The 15,659-nt window shown below is 63.9% G+C and carries 20 protein-coding genes; 8 read left to right on the forward strand and 12 right to left on the reverse strand.

Annotated features, from left to right (window positions below):
• Window positions 1-11: 11 nt before the first annotated feature.
• The 8 genes from raiA to G4Y73_RS10970 all read right to left on the reverse strand — a co-directional run bounded on the left by raiA (window position 12) and on the right by G4Y73_RS10970 (window position 6,246).
• Entirely contained in the window at window positions 12-332 is a 321-nt protein-coding gene (raiA, locus tag G4Y73_RS10935) for a ribosome-associated translation inhibitor RaiA (RefSeq protein WP_164231675.1), read from the reverse strand.
• Between the two features lie 51 nt (window positions 333-383).
• Complete coding sequence (locus G4Y73_RS10940) at window positions 384-1,799, reverse strand: RNA polymerase factor sigma-54 (RefSeq protein ID WP_164231676.1); 1,416 nt, start codon at window positions 1,797-1,799, stop codon at window positions 384-386.
• Between the two features lie 179 nt (window positions 1,800-1,978).
• Window positions 1,979-2,698, reverse strand: a complete 720-nt coding sequence (lptB, locus tag G4Y73_RS10945; RefSeq protein WP_164231677.1) for an LPS export ABC transporter ATP-binding protein — start codon at window positions 2,696-2,698, stop codon at window positions 1,979-1,981.
• Between the two features lie 3 nt (window positions 2,699-2,701).
• Complete coding sequence (gene lptA / locus G4Y73_RS10950) at window positions 2,702-3,175, reverse strand: lipopolysaccharide transport periplasmic protein LptA (RefSeq protein ID WP_164231678.1); 474 nt, start codon at window positions 3,173-3,175, stop codon at window positions 2,702-2,704.
• Window positions 3,141-3,746, reverse strand: coding sequence for an LPS export ABC transporter periplasmic protein LptC (gene lptC, locus G4Y73_RS10955; protein ID WP_164231679.1), 606 nt, complete (start codon window positions 3,744-3,746; stop codon window positions 3,141-3,143). Before lptC ends, lptA begins: the two co-directional genes overlap by 35 nt.
• Window positions 3,743-4,273: a phenylphosphate carboxylase subunit delta gene (locus tag G4Y73_RS10960; RefSeq protein ID WP_164231680.1), complete on the reverse strand. Its 531-nt coding sequence runs from the start codon at window positions 4,271-4,273 to the stop codon at window positions 3,743-3,745. The genes lptC and G4Y73_RS10960 overlap by 4 nt, the downstream gene beginning before the upstream one ends.
• Window positions 4,270-5,247, reverse strand: coding sequence for a KpsF/GutQ family sugar-phosphate isomerase (locus G4Y73_RS10965; protein WP_164231681.1), 978 nt, complete (start codon window positions 5,245-5,247; stop codon window positions 4,270-4,272). Before G4Y73_RS10965 ends, G4Y73_RS10960 begins: the two co-directional genes overlap by 4 nt.
• Before the next feature lie 18 nt (window positions 5,248-5,265).
• Window positions 5,266-6,246, reverse strand: coding sequence for a calcium/sodium antiporter (locus tag G4Y73_RS10970; RefSeq protein ID WP_164231682.1), 981 nt, complete (start codon window positions 6,244-6,246; stop codon window positions 5,266-5,268).
• Window positions 6,247-6,391: 145 nt separating this feature from the next.
• Between G4Y73_RS10970 and G4Y73_RS10975 the strand changes: the two genes are divergently transcribed.
• Together G4Y73_RS10975 and murA are read left to right on the forward strand one after the other, a co-directional pair.
• On the forward strand, window positions 6,392-6,601 hold the full coding sequence (locus tag G4Y73_RS10975) for a BolA family protein (protein ID WP_240451281.1): 210 nt from the start codon (window positions 6,392-6,394) through the stop codon (window positions 6,599-6,601).
• A 4-nt stretch (window positions 6,602-6,605) separates the two neighbouring features.
• Window positions 6,606-7,865: a UDP-N-acetylglucosamine 1-carboxyvinyltransferase gene (gene murA, locus G4Y73_RS10980; protein ID WP_164231684.1), complete on the forward strand. Its 1,260-nt coding sequence runs from the start codon at window positions 6,606-6,608 to the stop codon at window positions 7,863-7,865.
• A gap of 8 nt (window positions 7,866-7,873) precedes the next feature.
• Here the strand turns inward: murA and yidD are convergent, their stop codons facing one another.
• Window positions 7,874-8,107, reverse strand: a complete 234-nt coding sequence (gene yidD, locus G4Y73_RS10985; protein ID WP_164231685.1) for a membrane protein insertion efficiency factor YidD — start codon at window positions 8,105-8,107, stop codon at window positions 7,874-7,876.
• Between the two features lie 76 nt (window positions 8,108-8,183).
• Between yidD and dksA the strand changes: the two genes are divergently transcribed.
• Window positions 8,184-8,612 carry an RNA polymerase-binding protein DksA gene (gene dksA / locus G4Y73_RS10990; protein WP_164231686.1) on the forward strand — a complete coding sequence of 143 codons (429 nt, stop codon included), beginning with the start codon at window positions 8,184-8,186 and terminating at the stop codon, window positions 8,610-8,612.
• A 738-nt stretch (window positions 8,613-9,350) separates the two neighbouring features.
• Here the strand turns inward: dksA and G4Y73_RS10995 are convergent.
• The gene (locus tag G4Y73_RS10995; RefSeq protein WP_164231687.1) at window positions 9,351-9,770 is read right to left on the reverse strand and encodes a SufE family protein; all 420 of its coding nucleotides are present in this window, start codon (window positions 9,768-9,770) and stop codon (window positions 9,351-9,353) included.
• Window positions 9,767-11,143: a cysteine--tRNA ligase gene (cysS, locus tag G4Y73_RS11000; RefSeq protein ID WP_164231688.1), complete on the reverse strand. Its 1,377-nt coding sequence runs from the start codon at window positions 11,141-11,143 to the stop codon at window positions 9,767-9,769. Before cysS ends, G4Y73_RS10995 begins: the two co-directional genes overlap by 4 nt.
• Window positions 11,144-11,213: 70 nt before the next feature.
• Here cysS and pepQ point away from each other — a divergent pair, with 70 nt between their 5' ends.
• Window positions 11,214-12,539 (forward strand): Xaa-Pro dipeptidase, encoded by a 1,326-nt coding sequence (pepQ, locus tag G4Y73_RS11005; RefSeq protein WP_164231689.1) that lies wholly within the window; start codon window positions 11,214-11,216, stop codon window positions 12,537-12,539.
• Between the two features lie 35 nt (window positions 12,540-12,574).
• On the opposite strand, the gene G4Y73_RS11010 is transcribed toward pepQ, so the two are convergent.
• On the reverse strand, window positions 12,575-13,012 hold the full coding sequence (locus G4Y73_RS11010) for a nucleoside deaminase (protein ID WP_164231690.1): 438 nt from the start codon (window positions 13,010-13,012) through the stop codon (window positions 12,575-12,577).
• 117 nt (window positions 13,013-13,129) lie between these two features.
• Here G4Y73_RS11010 and G4Y73_RS11015 point away from each other — a divergent pair, with 117 nt between their 5' ends.
• Genes G4Y73_RS11015 through G4Y73_RS11030 form a run of 4 tightly spaced genes read left to right on the forward strand, consistent with a single transcriptional unit; the run spans window position 13,130 to window position 15,641 of the window.
• Entirely contained in the window at window positions 13,130-14,008 is an 879-nt protein-coding gene (locus tag G4Y73_RS11015) for a hypothetical protein (RefSeq protein WP_164231691.1), read from the forward strand.
• A gap of 31 nt (window positions 14,009-14,039) precedes the next feature.
• A complete protein-coding gene (locus G4Y73_RS11020; protein ID WP_164231692.1) occupies window positions 14,040-14,585 on the forward strand; it encodes a sigma-70 family RNA polymerase sigma factor in 546 nt (181 codons plus the stop codon).
• Window positions 14,578-14,970, forward strand: a complete 393-nt coding sequence (locus G4Y73_RS11025; RefSeq protein ID WP_164231693.1) for a hypothetical protein — start codon at window positions 14,578-14,580, stop codon at window positions 14,968-14,970. The genes G4Y73_RS11020 and G4Y73_RS11025 overlap by 8 nt, the downstream gene beginning before the upstream one ends.
• A 5-nt stretch (window positions 14,971-14,975) precedes the next feature.
• Window positions 14,976-15,641, forward strand: coding sequence for a class I SAM-dependent methyltransferase (locus G4Y73_RS11030; protein ID WP_164231694.1), 666 nt, complete (start codon window positions 14,976-14,978; stop codon window positions 15,639-15,641).
• Window positions 15,642-15,659 lie beyond the last annotated feature (18 nt).

A 15,659-nucleotide genomic window follows, 5' to 3' on the forward strand; every position in this document is an offset into this window, starting at 1 on the left:
CGGGTTGCCCGCTAGCCGGCCTCGGCCGGCCTCGTGGCGCGGTGATCGGTGACCTTGTCCTTGTGCCGGCGGACCTGGCGATCGAGTTTGTCGATGAGGGCGTCGATGGCCGCATACATGTCTTCTGCCGCAGCGTCGGCATGGATTGGATTGGTCCGGCCACCAACGCTGATCGTGCCTTCGGCGGTATGCACGAGTTTTTCGAGGTGAAGCACGAAGTGTGCTGAAATCAGGTGGTCGAAGTGGCGTTCCAGGCGTTCGGTCTTCTCGGCCACGTAGGCCCGCAGGGCCTGGGTGATTTCAACATTCTGTCCGCTGACTTCGAGTTGCATCGACTTGCTCCTTGTTTCAAGAGTCCATGTTAATACAGTCGGCGATTGCGGTCAGCCTGCATGCAGGCGTGCCGCCCGCCGACGCTGGGCGGAGCCCGGTATCCCGAGCTGTTCGCGGTACTTGGCGACCGTTCGCCGCGCCAGCTTGATGCCGGATTCGGCGAGGTGGTCGGCCAATGCCTGGTCGGACAACGGCTGGCCGGGAAGTTCCTCACTGATCAGCTTGCGCACGCGGGCCTTGACCGCGGTGGCGGCCACCTGTTGGCCGTCGCTGGTGTCGATGCCGACCGAGAAAAAGAACTTGAGTTCGAAGGTACCGCGCGGCGTATGGGCATATTTCTGGGTCGTGGCGCGTGACACCGTCGATTCGTGGACACCGACCGCTTCAGCCACCTCCCGCTGCAGTAGCGGTTTGAGTCCGGTTTCGCCCTCGCGAAAAAACTCCTGCTGGTGTTCGACGATCGCGCGAGTCACCGCCAGCAGGGTCTGATTGCGCATCTCCAGGCCGCTGATCAGCCAGCGGGCTTCCTGCAGCCGGTCGTTGAGATACTTCTTGTCCTGGCCTTTGGCCTGGCGAGCCATGCGCACGTAGAGATCATTCAATCGCAGGCCCGGGTCATTGTCCGGATTGAGGGTCACGCGCCAGCCGTCTTCGGCCGGGTGGACGTAGACATCGGGCACCAGGTAGTTCTCGTCGTCGCTGCCGAAGCGCGAGCAAGGGTGCGGGTTGCAGCGCCGGATGACATCGAGGGCGGCGTGAATCTCGGCCTCGCCGACGCCGGTGGTTTGCACCAGGCGCTTGATGTCCTGCCGCCCCAGCGTCTCCAGGTGGTGTTCGACCAGGTGACAGGCCAGGCCCAGTGCATGCGTGTTCGAGGGCATGGCCCGCAACTGCACCAGCAGGCTTTCACCCACGCTCCGGCTGGCGACACCAATCGGTTCGAAGTGCTGGATGCGTTCCAGCACCGCGGCCACTTCCTCGATGCTGACCAGGTACTCCGGCGCCAGCGAGGCGCGCAGCGTGGCCAGGTCGTCCTGCAGGTAGCCCTCTTCGTCGAGCGCGTAGATGATGGCACGGGCTATGGCCTCGTCGGTTTCGCTGAAACCCGACAGGTTGACCTGCCAGAGCAGGTGCTGCTGCAGCGATTCGTCGGCACGGTCGCTGATGAATTCGTCGTAGTTGGGCGCCGGGCCGGAAGTGATCGAATAGCCGTCCGGCAGGTCGTCGAAGCCGTAGTCCTCTTCGTAGTCGACCTCGCTGTCGAAGTCGCTCTCGTCGCCGGTTTCGCCCGTATCCTCGCCCGTATCCTCGGTCCGTTCCAGCAGCGGGTTGGTATTGAGTGCTTCGCGAACTGTTTGCCGCAGTTCGATGCGGTTGAGTTGCAACAATGCGATGGCTTGACGCAGCTGGGGTGCCAGCTTGAGCTTCTGGCCCAGCTTGAGCTGGAGACGGGCACCCTGTTTCATGGCTTCGATTCTACTCGCACGGCAAGTATCGGGCCAGTTGCATCGCCGTATTTCCGGCCTTCATACCTGGAAACACGGCAGGCACGGAGAACACTGAAGTGCATTGCGCTCGGGTTTCGAATTGAGCTGCTTCGTGTCCGTGAATTCCGTGTCTTCCGTGGTTTCCAAACGGGTTTGAGCTACAGTCGGAATTCGCGTCCCAGGTAGACATCGCGGACGTTGTCGTCGGCCATCACCTCGGCGGGGCTGCCGTGGATGAGCAGGCGGCCCTCGCTGATGATGTAGGCGCGGTCGCAGATGCCGAGGGTCTCGCGCACGTTGTGGTCGGTGATCAGGATGCCGATATCGCGCTCGGTGAGATGGCGCACGATCTGCTGTATCTCGCCGACCGAAATCGGATCGACGCCGGCAAAGGGTTCGTCGAGCAGCATGTAGGAGGGGTTGGTCGCCAGCGCGCGGGCAATTTCGACACGGCGCCGTTCACCGCCCGACAGGCTGATCCCGGACTGGTCCGAGAGGTGGGCGATGCCGAACTCTTCCATCAGCCGTTCGAGCTCCTGCCGCCGGCCGTTGCGGTCGAGGTCCTGGCGCAATTCGAGCACGGCCATGATGTTTTCAGCCACCGAAAGCCGGCGGAAAATCGAGGCTTCCTGCGGCAGGTAGCCCAGTCCGAAGCGGGCACGCTGATTCATGCTGGTGCGGGTGATGTCGCGGTCGTCGAGAACGATGCGGCCACCGTCGGCGGCGACCAGGCCGACGACCATGTAGAAGCAGGTGGTCTTGCCGGCGCCGTTGGGCCCGAGCAGGCCGACGACCTCGCCGGTGTCGACCTGCAGGGACATGCCATGGACCACGGCGCGCCCGCGGTAGCGCTTGGCCAGTTGCTCGGCGATCAGCACGGCTCAGTCCGGCTCCGGCGGGTCTTCGTCGTCTTCCCCGATGGCTTCGGGCTCGACGGTCATCTGAATGCCGCCGCGACCCTCGGTTTTCTGGGTGTCGAGGTTGTAGACCAACTCGCTGCCGGAAAAGGTGCCGCGCGGCTCTTCGATATAGGCGTTGCCGATCAGGGTGACGGTGCGTGCGAGCAGATCGTAAACGACCTGGTCGGCATGGCCGGTGGTTTCCGTGCCGTCTTCGGTCAGGGCCTGCCAGCGGACCGGTTCGCCGAACAACTCGACGCGTTGCAGGCCGTTGTCGCCACGATAGCTGAAGCCTTCGTCGGCCGTGACTTCCAAGCTGCCGCGGGTGATGCGCACGTTGTCGCGCAGGTGAGTGGCTCCGCGCTCGTGGTCGTAGGTGGCGTCTTCCGCGTCGATGCTGATGCGACCCTCGAACTGGGCTTCAGCCGCCGTTGCCACCATCATCGCCAGCATCATCGGCAGCCATATCGTCGCTCGTATCCGGCTCAAATTCGCCTTGTACACCATCGGTCAGTTCCAGAAGATTGTTGTCCAGCTCGATCTTGAGACCGCCCGATTGCAGAATCGATCCAGCCTGCGTGATTTCAACGGGGGTATCGGCGGAAAGTATACGCGTGCGGCGATCGTAGCGCAGGCGCTCGGTGCGGACCCTGAGCTCGCCGTGCCTGGCGCGGTGGATGAGCTCGATGTCGCCTTCGAGAATCAGTACTTCCTGATCGCGCAGCACACGGGCATTGGCGGCGCTGCCGCGCCAGTCCGCGCCCTCGGGCTCGATGTGAAACTCAGGGGCTTCTACCCGCGCCACGCGTTCGGCCCAGACATGCTCCAGACGCGGTCCCGCCAGCACCAGCTCGACCCGGTTGTCGGCATCGCGAAAACGCGCCGAGAATTCGGTCAGGGTGTAGTCGAAGCGCGTGTCGGGGACGCTGGTCGGTGGGGTGGCGCTGCGGTCGGTCGGCATCAGCCAGCGAATGCCCAGTGCCAGGATCAGCGCCAGGCAGGCGGTGAGCACGATCCGCCAGGTCACACGAAGCGACCCTGCCAGGCCTCCAGCAGGCCATGCCCCTGGAGGATGAGTTCGCAGACCTCGCGCACGGCGCCGTGGCCGCCGGGCCGGGTGGTGATGAAATCCGCCCGCTGACGTAGCCACAGGCTGGCGTCGGCGGGCGCACACTTGAGGCCGCACGCGCGCATCGCCGGCCAATCGACCAGGTCATCGCCGGTGTAGGCCAGATCGCCGCCATGAAGTCCGGTGCGCTCGAGTAATTCGTCCAGTGCCCGGGCCTTGTCCTCGCGGCCCTGGATGACGTGGGTCAGGCCCAGTTCATCAGCGCGGCGGTCGACGATGGCCGACTGCCGCGCAGTGATGATGGCCACTTCGATGTCGTTGCTGATCAGGCCCTTGATGCCGAGCCCGTCGCGGGTGTGGAAGGTCTTGAACTCACGGCCGTCGTCGGTATAGCCGATGCGGCCGTCGGTCATCACCCCGTCGACGTCGAATACCGCCAGGCGGACTTTGCCGGCGCGTTCAAGCAGGTCATCGCCAATGCTCATACGACCCCCGCCTGGAGCAGATCCTGGAAGTTGAGTGCCCCGACCAGGCGCCCGCCGTTGCCGGTGACGAGCACGCCCTGAATACGATGGTTCTGCATGATCTCGACCGCGGCGGCGGCCAGCTCATCCTGCCCGATGGTGCGCGGATCGGCGGTCATGATGCGCTCGACCGGCGTGTGGCGGATATCGGCCAGCTCGTCGACGTGACGACGCAGGTCACCATCGGTGACGATGCCGACCAGCTGATCGTCCGTGTCGAGCACGGCGCACAGGCCCAGCCTGCCTCGCGTCATCTGCATGATGCACTCGGCGATGCTCTCGCCGCTGTGGATGGTGGGCAGGTCATCACCACTGTGCATCAGGTCGGAAATCCTCAGCAGCAGCCGGCGGCCCAGGCTGCCGGCCGGGTGCGAGCGGGCGAAATCATCGGCCGTGAAGCCGCGAGCATCGAGCAATGCGATCGCCAGGGCATCGCCGAGGGCAAGCTGGACCGAGGTCGAGGCGGTCGGTGCCAGGCCGAGCGGGCAGGCTTCCCGATCGACGCTCGTGTCGAGATGCACGTCGCTGTGCTGAGCCAGGGTTGAATCCGGATTGCCGGTCATTGCGATCAGGCCGACGCCCAGGCGCTTGAGACCGGGGAGCAGGCGCAGCAATTCTTCGGTCTCACCCGAGTTGGACAGGGCCAGCACGAGGTTGTGCTCGCCAATCATGCCCAGGTCGCCGTGGCTGGCCTCGGCCGGATGGACGAAGAAGGCCGGCGTGCCTGTCGAGGCCAGCGTCGCGGCCAGCTTGTGGCCGATGTGACCGGACTTGCCCATGCCGGTGACCACCAGGTGGGAGCGGCATTCCAGGATCAAGCGGCAGGCCGAGACGAATTCCTCGCCGATGCGATCGCTCATCGCCCGGATGGCGGTTGCCTCCGTGTCGAGTACCTCGGTGGCCGTGTCGAGCAGGCGCCGTGCGTTGATCTTCATGGCCCTGATTCTAATCGACTATCGAGCGAGCAGGGCCTGCCACACGACCAAAGCCTGATAGCCGAGATAGCTGGCGAACAGTAAGGCGGCCGCGGGGCGATTGATCCGGCCGTGACCGATACGGCGCCAGGCCAGCAAGAGCAACAGGACCGAAATGGCGAACATCGCCAACATGTCGCGGTGCAGCAGCGCCGGCTCGATGGCCATCGGCTGAATGACTGCGGCGAGGCCCAGGACGCCCAGCAGATTGAACATATTGGAGCCGAGGATATTGCCGATGACCAAGTCATCCTCGCGCCGGTAGGCCGAAGCAGCGGCCGCTGCCAGCTCCGGCAAGCTGGTCCCGAGAGCGACCACCGTCAGTCCAATCACCGCATCGGAAACGCCGACAACCATGGCCAGCGTGACCGCGCCCTTGACCAGGACCTGGGCACTGAGCGGAAGCAGCACCAGGCCGACGATGGTCCACAGGATGGCCGAGCGCATCGGCAGTTTCTCGGGTACTTCCCCGGTCAGTGCCACTGCGACCGGATCGCGGCCGCCGCTCCTGATTCCCAGCAGGATCATCGCGCCGATCAGCAGCCCGAAGCCGGCCAGCAGGATGACGCCGTCGAAACGGCTGAAATGCAGATTCAGCATCAGGATCAGCGTCAGCACCATGATGACGGCCAGCACCGGCACCTCGCGTTTGATCGTGGCCGATTCCACCCGCAGCGGGTAGATCATGGCCGTCAGCCCGAGGATCAGGCCGATGTTGGCGATGTTCGATCCGAGGGCATTGCCGATTGCCAGCGACGGGTTGCCCTGCAGCGAGGCGATCGCCGAGACGATCATTTCCGGGGCCGAGGTGCCGAAGCCGACGATGGTCAGGCCCACGATCAGTGTGGACACGCCCAGGTTTCGGGCCAGCGCCGAGGCGCCGGTCACCAGCCGGTCGGCTGCCCATATCAGCAACACGATTCCGGCAGCAACTTGGATCAAAGCGATGGTCAGGGTCATTCGCCATCCTGGCTTGTCGCGGTGGGGTGAAGGGTCGATTGGGTTAAACTAGCCGAGGCGGTTATCGACCGCACTCGATCTGTATTCTTGCATTCCCCCGAAGGTCATGGACATTCAAGCAATCCAATCACGTATTTTACAGGCAATGCCCGGGGCAGACGTTCGCGTTGAATCGGACGACAACGTGCATTATGTCGCACATGTCGTGAACGCTGACTTCGCCGGTCTCTCGCGAATCCAGCGTCATCGACGGGTTCATGCGGCGATCGGAGAGGCGTTGGGGCGCGAGATTCACGCCCTGAGCCTTGATCTCAAGACCCCCGAGGAGGCGGGCCAAACGGCTTCCGGCGACTGATCCCATGGCTAGAATCCAGATTACCGGCGGCCGCAGGCTGGAAGGCTCGGTCGAGATCTCCGGCGCCAAGAACGCCGTTTTGCCGATCCTCATGGCATCCCTGCTGACCGAGGAGCCGTGCCGTCTCGCCGGCGTACCGCATCTCAAGGACGTCACCACAACCATGGAATTGCTCGGCCAGATGGGCGTGGGCATTTCGCTGGGTGATCGACTGAGTGTCGAGCTGGATGCCGGCAGCATGGACAGCGACGTGGCGCCCTACGACCTGGTCAAGACGATGCGTGCCTCGATCCTGGTGCTCGGCCCATTGCTGGCGCGCCGCGGCGAGGCACAGGTTTCCCTGCCGGGTGGCTGCGCCATTGGCGCGCGGCCGGTCGACCTGCATCTCAAGGGGCTGACGGCGATGGGCGCTGACATCAGCGTCGCGTCCGGCTACATCCGGGCGAAGGCGAAACGCCTGACAGGGGCCCGCATCGTGCTCGATACCGCCACGGTGACCGGCACCGAGAACCTGATGATGGCGGCCACACTGGCGCGCGGCACGACCGTGATCGAGAACGCGGCGCAGGAGCCGGAAGTCGTCGACCTGGCCAATTGCCTCAACACCATGGGCGCGGCCATATCCGGACAGGGCAGCAACCGGATCGAAATCGAGGGTCGCGAGCGACTGTCCGGCTACGACTACACCGTCGTGCCCGACCGCATCGAGGCCGGCACCTTCCTGACCGCCGCGGCCATCACCGGGGGACGGGTGCGCGCGCTCAATGCCGCGCCGGATACGCTTGATGCCGTGCTCGCCAAGCTCGAGGAAGCCGGCGGGCAGATCAGCACCGGCGAGAACTGGATCGAGCTGGACATGAATGGCCGTCGTCCGCGCGCGGTCGACATCACGACCGCCCCCTATCCGGGATTTCCCACCGACATGCAGGCGCAGTTCACCGCGCTCAACGCGATTGCCGAGGGCACCGGCGTGGTGCGCGAGACGGTGTTCGAGAATCGCTTCATGCACGTGCTCGAACTTCAGCGCCTGGGTGCCGACATGCGCCTGGAGGGCAATGCCGTAGTCATCCGGGGCGTCGACCACCTGACCGCTGCGCCGCTGATGGCCACCGATTTGCGCGCCTCGGCCTGCCTGGTGCTGGCCGGACTGGTCGCCCGCGGCGACACCGTCATCGACCGTGTCTACCACATCGATCGGGGCTACGAGAATATCGAGGAAAAATTGCGGCAGCTCGGTGCCGATATCCGTCGCCTGGCGGGATGACCAGCCATTCAGCGCGGCTCATCGTCCTCGTTGCCCGGCACCGGGTCCTTGCCGCCGGCACACAGCGGGTGGCAGCGCAGCAGTCGTTTGACGCTCATCCAGCCGCCGCGCCAGGGGCCGTAGAGCTCGATCGCCTGCATCGCGTAGACCGAGCAGGTGGGCTCGAAACGGCACTGGCCGCCGACCCAGGGCGAGAGGATATAGCGGTAGGCCCGGATCAGGGCGAGAAGGAAAGTTTGCATGGAGTTGCTCGTTGGTCGGCAACAGGATATATAATCGGCGGTTTTGCAACAACCAAGGCGTAGAGGCCACGATTCGATGGCGAGTAAGATTGTCGATCTGCCGAAAGGCTACAAGCCCTCCGAGAAGGAGGAATACATGTGCCAGGAACACCTGGAGTACTTCCGTCGCAAGCTTTTGCAGTGGCGTGAGGACCTGATCCAGGAGTCGCAGGAGACCATCAACAACCTGCGCGGCGAAGTGCGTGACGTCGGCGACGAAGCCGAACGCGCCAGCCGGGAAACCGAAAACAGCCTGGAATTGCGCACCCGCGACCGCTACCGCAAGCTGCTCAACAAGATCGACCAGGCCCTGGCCCGCGTCGACGACGGCAGTTACGGCTACTGCGAGGAAACCGGCGAGGAAATCGGCCTGGCCCGTCTCGAGGCCCGCCCGAACGCCACGCTGTGCCTGGATGCCCAGGAGCGCTGGGAGCTCAAGCAGAAGCAGATGCGGGATAGCCGCTGACCGGGTTGCGGCCCGGTTGCCGCTGTTTTTGAAAAAGCCCCGCTTTGTGGCGGGGCTTTTCTGTTTTTGGGGTTTTGGCACTGGGCAGTGTGGTGCTACCGCCAGGTTGGCGGGCCTCGACAAGTCAAAGGCGGTTTCGCCCGGCTTGCTTCGCAAGCTCTTTGGGCGAGGTACTTTTGTCAGTCGCGACAAAAGTACCCAAAAGCGCTCTTAGAAGACGCGGTTGTTCCGCAGGGCCAGATGGCTGCGGGGCTTAACGGAGATTATGCTTGAGCCTTCGCGATGGCTCGGTCGTGAAACATGGCGTTTTCGATAAAGGCTTGGCGTTGCCCGCACCTAGATTGCACGACTTCGATCGGGGTTGGCTTCGATTGAGGATGGTTAAAGCTCCTAGGGTGGAACGCTACTCGAAGTCGTAGTGCCAGATGCGGGCCGCTGCAGGCGTCATCGCAAGCCAGCATGTTCCTCAGCCGGGCCAAAGCAAAGCCCCAGTCACAGTCCGTGAAGCCACTCCCAGGCGAGGTTTTCGAAGCGTAACCGCCTGCTTTTAAGCGCGTTTTTTGGTGACTTTTTTCGCGCGGGAAAAAAGTTACCCGCCATCAGCCCGCGAAGCGGGCGGGCGGAACAGAAGTTGACTGGTCGAAGCCGCCAACCCGGCGGTAGCACCGCACAACTGAGCGGCGGCGAAGCTGACGAGCCAAACGCAATGGCTGCTTCGGCCGCCATCCCGACGGCCGGTCAGGCGCGCGCGAGCGCCAGCTCAGCCTGGCGCCGAATCTCCCCGAGCATGGCATTGAGCCCATTCGCCCGCGTGGGTGAAAGATGCTCACTCAGGCCGATGTCTGCGACGAATTGTGGCTGCGATTCGAGGATTTCGCGTGCGCTGCGGCCAGAGTAGACCTTGAGCAGCAGGGCGATCAGCCCGGAGACGATGGCGGCATCGGAGTTGGCGCGAAAGTCGAGCCGTTCCGCGTCCCCTTCGGTGATCAGCCAGACCTGCGACTGGCAGCCGGCGAGCAGGCGGTCGTCGGTCATCTCCGATTCGTCGAGTTCGGGCAGCTTTCGCCCCAGGTCGATCAGGTACTGGTAGCGGTCCATCCAGTCGTCGAACAGGGCGAATTCCTCGACGATCTCGCGCTGGGCGGCCTCGATGCTCATGTCGTCACCTTCCAGCGCGTGCCGTCGGCGCCGTCCTCGAGTTCGATGCCTTGCTCGGCCAGTTCGTCGCGGATTCGATCGGCGGTGGCGAAATCGCGTGATTTGCGTGCGGCGTTGCGTTGATCGATCAGCGCCTCGATCGCTTCGGCGTCGATCTCGTCCTCGCCCTCGGGCAGGCGGGTGAACCAGGTTTCGGGATTGTCCTGCAGTAAACCCAGCAGGCCGGCCGCGGCCTTTAGTCGGGTTGCCAGCGCCGGGCGGTCAGCGGCGGCTGCCGTGCCGAGTTCGCGCGCCAGGCCGTTGATCTCGGCCAGCGCCGTGGGAGTATTGAGATCGTCTTCCAGAGCCTCGATCACGACCGGATCGGGTTCAGCGGCGACATCGCCTGGCGGCGTTTCGCGCAGCAGGCCGTAGAGGCGGTCGAGCGTGGTCCGGGCCTGTTCGAGCGCCTTGACCGACCAGTCCAGCGGCTGCCGATAGTGGGCTGAAAGCAGTACGTAGCGCAGCACTTCGCCCGGCCACTGCTCGAGCAGATCGTGCACGATCAGGGTGTTGCCCAGCGACTTCGACATCTTGCGCTTCTCGACCGTGACAAAGCCGTTGTGCAACCAGTAGCGGGCAAAGTGGTCGGTGCCGTGGGCGCAGCGGCTCTGGGCGATCTCGTTTTCGTGGTGCGGAAAGATCAGGTCCTGGCCGCCGGCGTGGATGTCGATGACATCGCCCAGGTGGGCCGCGCTCATGGCCGAGCACTCGATATGCCAACCTGGCCGGCCGCGGCCCCAGGGGCTGTCCCAGCCCGGCTGCTCTTCGCTCGAGGGCTTCCACAGCACGAAATCGCCCGGATGCTTCTTGTAGGGTGCGACCTCGACGCGCGCGCCGGCGATCATCTCGCGCATGTCGCGGCGCGAGAGCTCGCCGTAGTCCGCGGCCGACTCGATGCTGAACAGCACGTGGCCTTCGGCTTCGTAGGCACAACCCTTCTCGACCAGGTGCTCGATCATGGCAATGATCTCGCCGATGTGCTCGGTGGCACGCGGCTCGACGGTCGGCCGGGCAACGCCCAGGGCGGCCATGTCCTGATGGTAAATGTCGGCGAAACGCTTCGTGATGGTGTCGATCGGCACCCCTTGTTCAGCCGCCGCCTTGTTGATCTTGTCGTCGACGTCGGTGATGTTGCGGGCGTAAATGACCTGCTCAAAACGCCGCGAAAGCACGCGATGGAGCAAATCGAAGATCACCGCCGGCCGGGCATTGCCGATATGGGCGTAGTTGTAGACCGTCGGGCCGCAGGCATACATCGTGACCCGCTCTGGATCGAGCGGCACGAAGTCTTCCTTCTGCCGGGTCAGGGTGTTGTAAACGCGGATGCTCATCGGGGAAAGAACGGGCGCTGACGCGCTAGAATGATCATCTTGAAATTCTAACCGATCGAGGCCCGAACTCATGCCCAATCCGGACGCGCTGCTGTATGCCCGGCACATCGAGCACCGCCGCGAGGAAATCGACTCGATTCTTGCCGAACTCGGCTACGACGGACTGCTGATTCACTCCGGTCGCCCCGAGAACCGACTGTTCGACGATTCGCATCCGCCGTTTCGCGCCCACGGGCCCTTCGTCGCCCTGGTGCCGCAGCCCTTTGCGGCTGACAGCCTGCTCGAGATTCGACCGGGCCGGCGCCCGACGCTCTGGTTCTGCCAGCCCGATGATTTCTGGCATATGCCGCCGAAAGCCCCGGCCGATTGGTTGGCCGACCCGCTGGATATCGAGATCGTCAGTTCGCCTGAACAGTGGCACGAGCGCTTCGGCCGTCAGCGCGCGCTGGCGGTCATCGGTGACGAACGCGCGCTGGGCGAATTGCTCGACGGTGCCGATCTCAATCCGCCCGAACTGATGTGGCGCCTGGACGAAATCCGAACCCGCAAGACGGCGTTCGAGCGCGACTGCATCGAGCACGCCAACCGCCTGGCGGTGAAGGGTCACATGGCCGCCGCACGGACTTTCCGCGAAGGCGGCAGCGAGCTCGAGATTCACCTGGCCTACCTGGCTGCGACCGGCCTTGATCAGGACATGCTGCCTTACAACAACATCGTTGCTCTCAACGATCACGCTGCCGTGCTGCACTACCAGTTCCGCGCGCCCGAACGCCCGAAATCCCCGCGCAGCTTCCTGATCGACGCAGGCGCCGACTGGCGCGGCTATGCCGCCGACATCACGCGTACCTGGACGCTCGACGAGCATCGCGAGTTCGGCGCACTGATCGAGGCCATGGACGAGGCCCAGCGCCGCCTGGTCGATCAGGTCCGGCCGGGCCGCAGCTTCGTGGACCTGCATCGCCAGGCCCACCTGGCGGTGGCAGCGGTTCTCGAGCAGGCCGGCATCGTCGACATGCCGCCCGACGAACAGGTCGATTCGGGGGTGAGCGCCCATTTCCTGCCGCACGGCCTCGGGCACTTCATCGGTGCCCAGGTGCACGACGTGGCCGGGCTCAGGGACAAGTCCGGACAGGATTTGCCAGCGCCCGAAAGCTATCCGGCACTACGGCTGACCCGCAAACTCGAGGCCGGCAATGTGGTCACCGTCGAGCCGGGGCTGTATTTCATCGACACTTTCCTCGAAAAGCTCAAAGCCGGCGAACATGCCGACCGGGTGGACTGGCAGTCCGTCGATCGGCTGGCGCCCTTCGGCGGCATTCGCATCGAGGACAACGTGTTGGTCAGCGAGAGCGAGCCGGTGAATTTCACGCGACAGGCATTCGCTGAAGCTGGCTAATTGTCAGCAGTCGTTTCTTGACGTTTCTTTGCGGGTTACGTTCCGATGTCTTCGTTCCAGAGCGCGGGCGATTCGGCGATAAAGCGCTCCATCAGGGCAATGCACTCGTCGCTGTCGACCACGGTCAGTTCCACGCCGCGGGCGCGCAGGTGGTCCTCGTCGCCCAGGAACGTACGATTTTCGCCGATAACCACGCGCTTTATGCCGTAGAGCAGGATCGCGCCCGAGCACATGGGGCAGGGCGATAGCGTGGTGTAGAGCGTGCTTTCGCGATAGACACCGGCCGGTTGGCGGCCGGCGTTTTCCAGCGCATCCATCTCGCCGTGCAGCACCACGCTGCCCGACTGCACGCGTTGATTGTGGCCGCGCCCGATGATGCGCCCGCCGTGGACCAGCACCGAACCGATCGGAATGCCGCCTTCGGCCAGCCCCTGGCGGGCTTCGTCGATGGCGGCTTGCATGAATTCGTCCATGACTTGTGCCTCATGTGAATCAATCTTCGATTCAGCATACTCGACCTGTCTGTAACCGAAACCCGTTTTCGGCGCTACAAGGGGTTACACATCCATGCCATTGCGAGGCAAGTAATCATGTTTCGATCCTTACTCCTGACCCTCTTCCTGCTGCCGATCGCAGCCCCGGCCGCCGGCGCTACGCTGGGCGAGGACAGCCGCTGGTTCGTCCAGGTCAACCTGGCGGCCATGCGCGATGCTTCTGACGACGGTGCTCTATACGGCTGGGTTCAGCGCGAGGTGATCGACGACCTCGAAGAAGAATTCGGGGAAGGCAGTGTTGACGACTTCGATGCCGTCACCGTCTTCGGTGCGAGCGATGATGGCGCCGAACTGGGCATCGTGCTCGATGGCCGCATGGACGCTGACATGCGCCAGAGCGTGATCAAGCGACTGGCTGCCGAACCGCTTTCCGACATTCCCGGCGGCGATGCCTGGGTGGTTGGGGCCAACGAAGAGCTGGCCGGCGAACTGAAATTTGATATCGACGAGCGCTCGCTGTTTCTCGCCTTCGGTGAGGGTACTGGCAGTTTTGTGACCACCAGCCGTTCGCTGCTTGATGCTTTTCTGGCCGGCGCAAGATTCGCACCCGTGACGGCATCCGAGTTGCTGGTCATCCGGGCCGAGCCGCTGCTTTCCGGCGCCGTTGATACCGAATCGATCGGCGCCGGCCACGGCAACTGGAATTCGAAAGTCATGCGAAACATCCGGAAGGCGGGCTTCGCGCTGACCGACGCCGATGGTAGCTACGACGTCAACATCGAACTGATCGCTGTCGATGAGGCCCAGGCCCGGGCGCTTCAGAACATCGTTCAGGGCGTCATCGGTCTGCAGGCCCTGGCCAATGATGAGCCTGAGCTGGCTTTTGTCTCTACGCTGCAGACGCAGCGCGATGGCGAACGCGTGAGTCTGTCGGTACAGGTCAGCTCGCAGGAGTTGATGGAACTGCTGGACTGAGCGGGCGCCGGTTTGAGCAATGAGTCCGGACGTGGAACGTGACCTCATCAGGCGAGCCCGCTCGGGCTCGCTGGTTGCGTTCGAATCGCTGATGCAGGCCCACCAGGACCGACTGTTTCGATTCGTGCTGGTGCGCGGCGCTTCCCGGGCGGACGCAGAGGATATCGTGCAGGACACCTTCCTGGCCGCCTGGCGCCATCTGGGCAGCTACCGGAATCGCTGGCGATTTTCCACCTGGCTCTACACCATCGCCCGCCGGCAGGCGTCGGGGCGGCGCTACGATTTTGCCGAGCTGCCTGCCGGCCTGGTCGATCCGACGCAGGGCCCGGAGGATGCGGCGCAGCGGGGTCAGCAGCGCGATAATATCTGGGCGCTTGCGCGTGAACTGCTACCATCTGAGTGGTTCGACGTGTTGTGGCTGTACTATGCCGAAGATCGCACGACCCGGGAAATCGCCCGGATCCTCGGTCGCTCGGTGGCCTGGGTTAAGGTAACGCTGCACCGCTCGCGCCAGCGCCTGGCCGAATCGATCGATGCCGCGGACTGGCTGTCCGAAGAGGTCGTCTCGAATGAATAGACAGGATCTGGAATACCGACTGCGGAATGATGCCGAGCGCCTTCGGGTCTCGTGTCCGCCGCACCTGCGGCACCGCGTTGCCGCGCGACTTCGCGCAGGAAAGCTTCGACCGGACCGATGGCCCGTCGGCTTTCCCGCGCTGGCCGGTACCCTGGGAGCATTGGTGGTGATCGTCTCCGTCTGGATGCTCTGGCAGCCTCCCGGAGTCGAGGATCCGACGCTTCGCGTGGCCGGCTTGAATGCGGCGCCGGTCGTCGCCAGTTCTGATCGACTGCTGGCGTCGCGCGAAGCGGCCCTCGAAAACGAGCGGCAGTTGCTCGAGCGCGACCTGCGCAATCTGCGTGACCATGTCACGGCGACTTTCGAAATCAATCCGAACGGCTAGAGCTCATGTCCAATCAATCCATCGGCCTCACCGACGAACTGCAGCGCTATGTCCTGGATCATGCCCTGCATGAACATCCATTGCTTGCCGAGCTGCGCGAGGAAACCGCCCGGCTCGAAGAGCGCAATATGCAGATCGCACCCGAGCAGGGTCAGTTCATGGCCCTGATGGCACGCCTGATCGGTGCCAAACGCTATATCGAAGTCGGGACCTTCACCGGCTACAGTGCGCTGGCGGTCACCCTGGCCATGCCGGACGACGGTCGCACCATTACCTGCGATGTCAGCAAGGAATGGACCGATATTGCCCGCCAGTTCTGGCAGCGAGCCGGTCTGGAGGAACGCATCCTGCTCGAGCTCGGACCGGCCCTGAAGACCCTGGAGGAGCTGCTGGTCTCCGGTTGCGAGGACACCTTCGACCTGGCCTTCATCGACGCCGACAAGACCGGCTACATCGATTACTTCGAGCGCTGCCACGAGCTGGTCCGCCCGGGTGGGCTGATCATGATCGACAATACGCTGTGGGACGGCAAGGTAGTCGACTCGGGCGCGCTCGACGAGGACACCGAGGCGATCCGTGAATTCAACGATTACCTGCGCGATCGCGAGGAAATCGACGTCTCGCTGGTACCGATCGGTGACGGACTTACCCTGGTGCGCAAGCGCTCATAGTGCGACTGCGCGCGCTTT

Source organism: Wenzhouxiangella sp. XN201, assembly GCF_011008905.1.
Taxonomy (GTDB): domain Bacteria; phylum Pseudomonadota; class Gammaproteobacteria; order Xanthomonadales; family Wenzhouxiangellaceae; genus Wenzhouxiangella.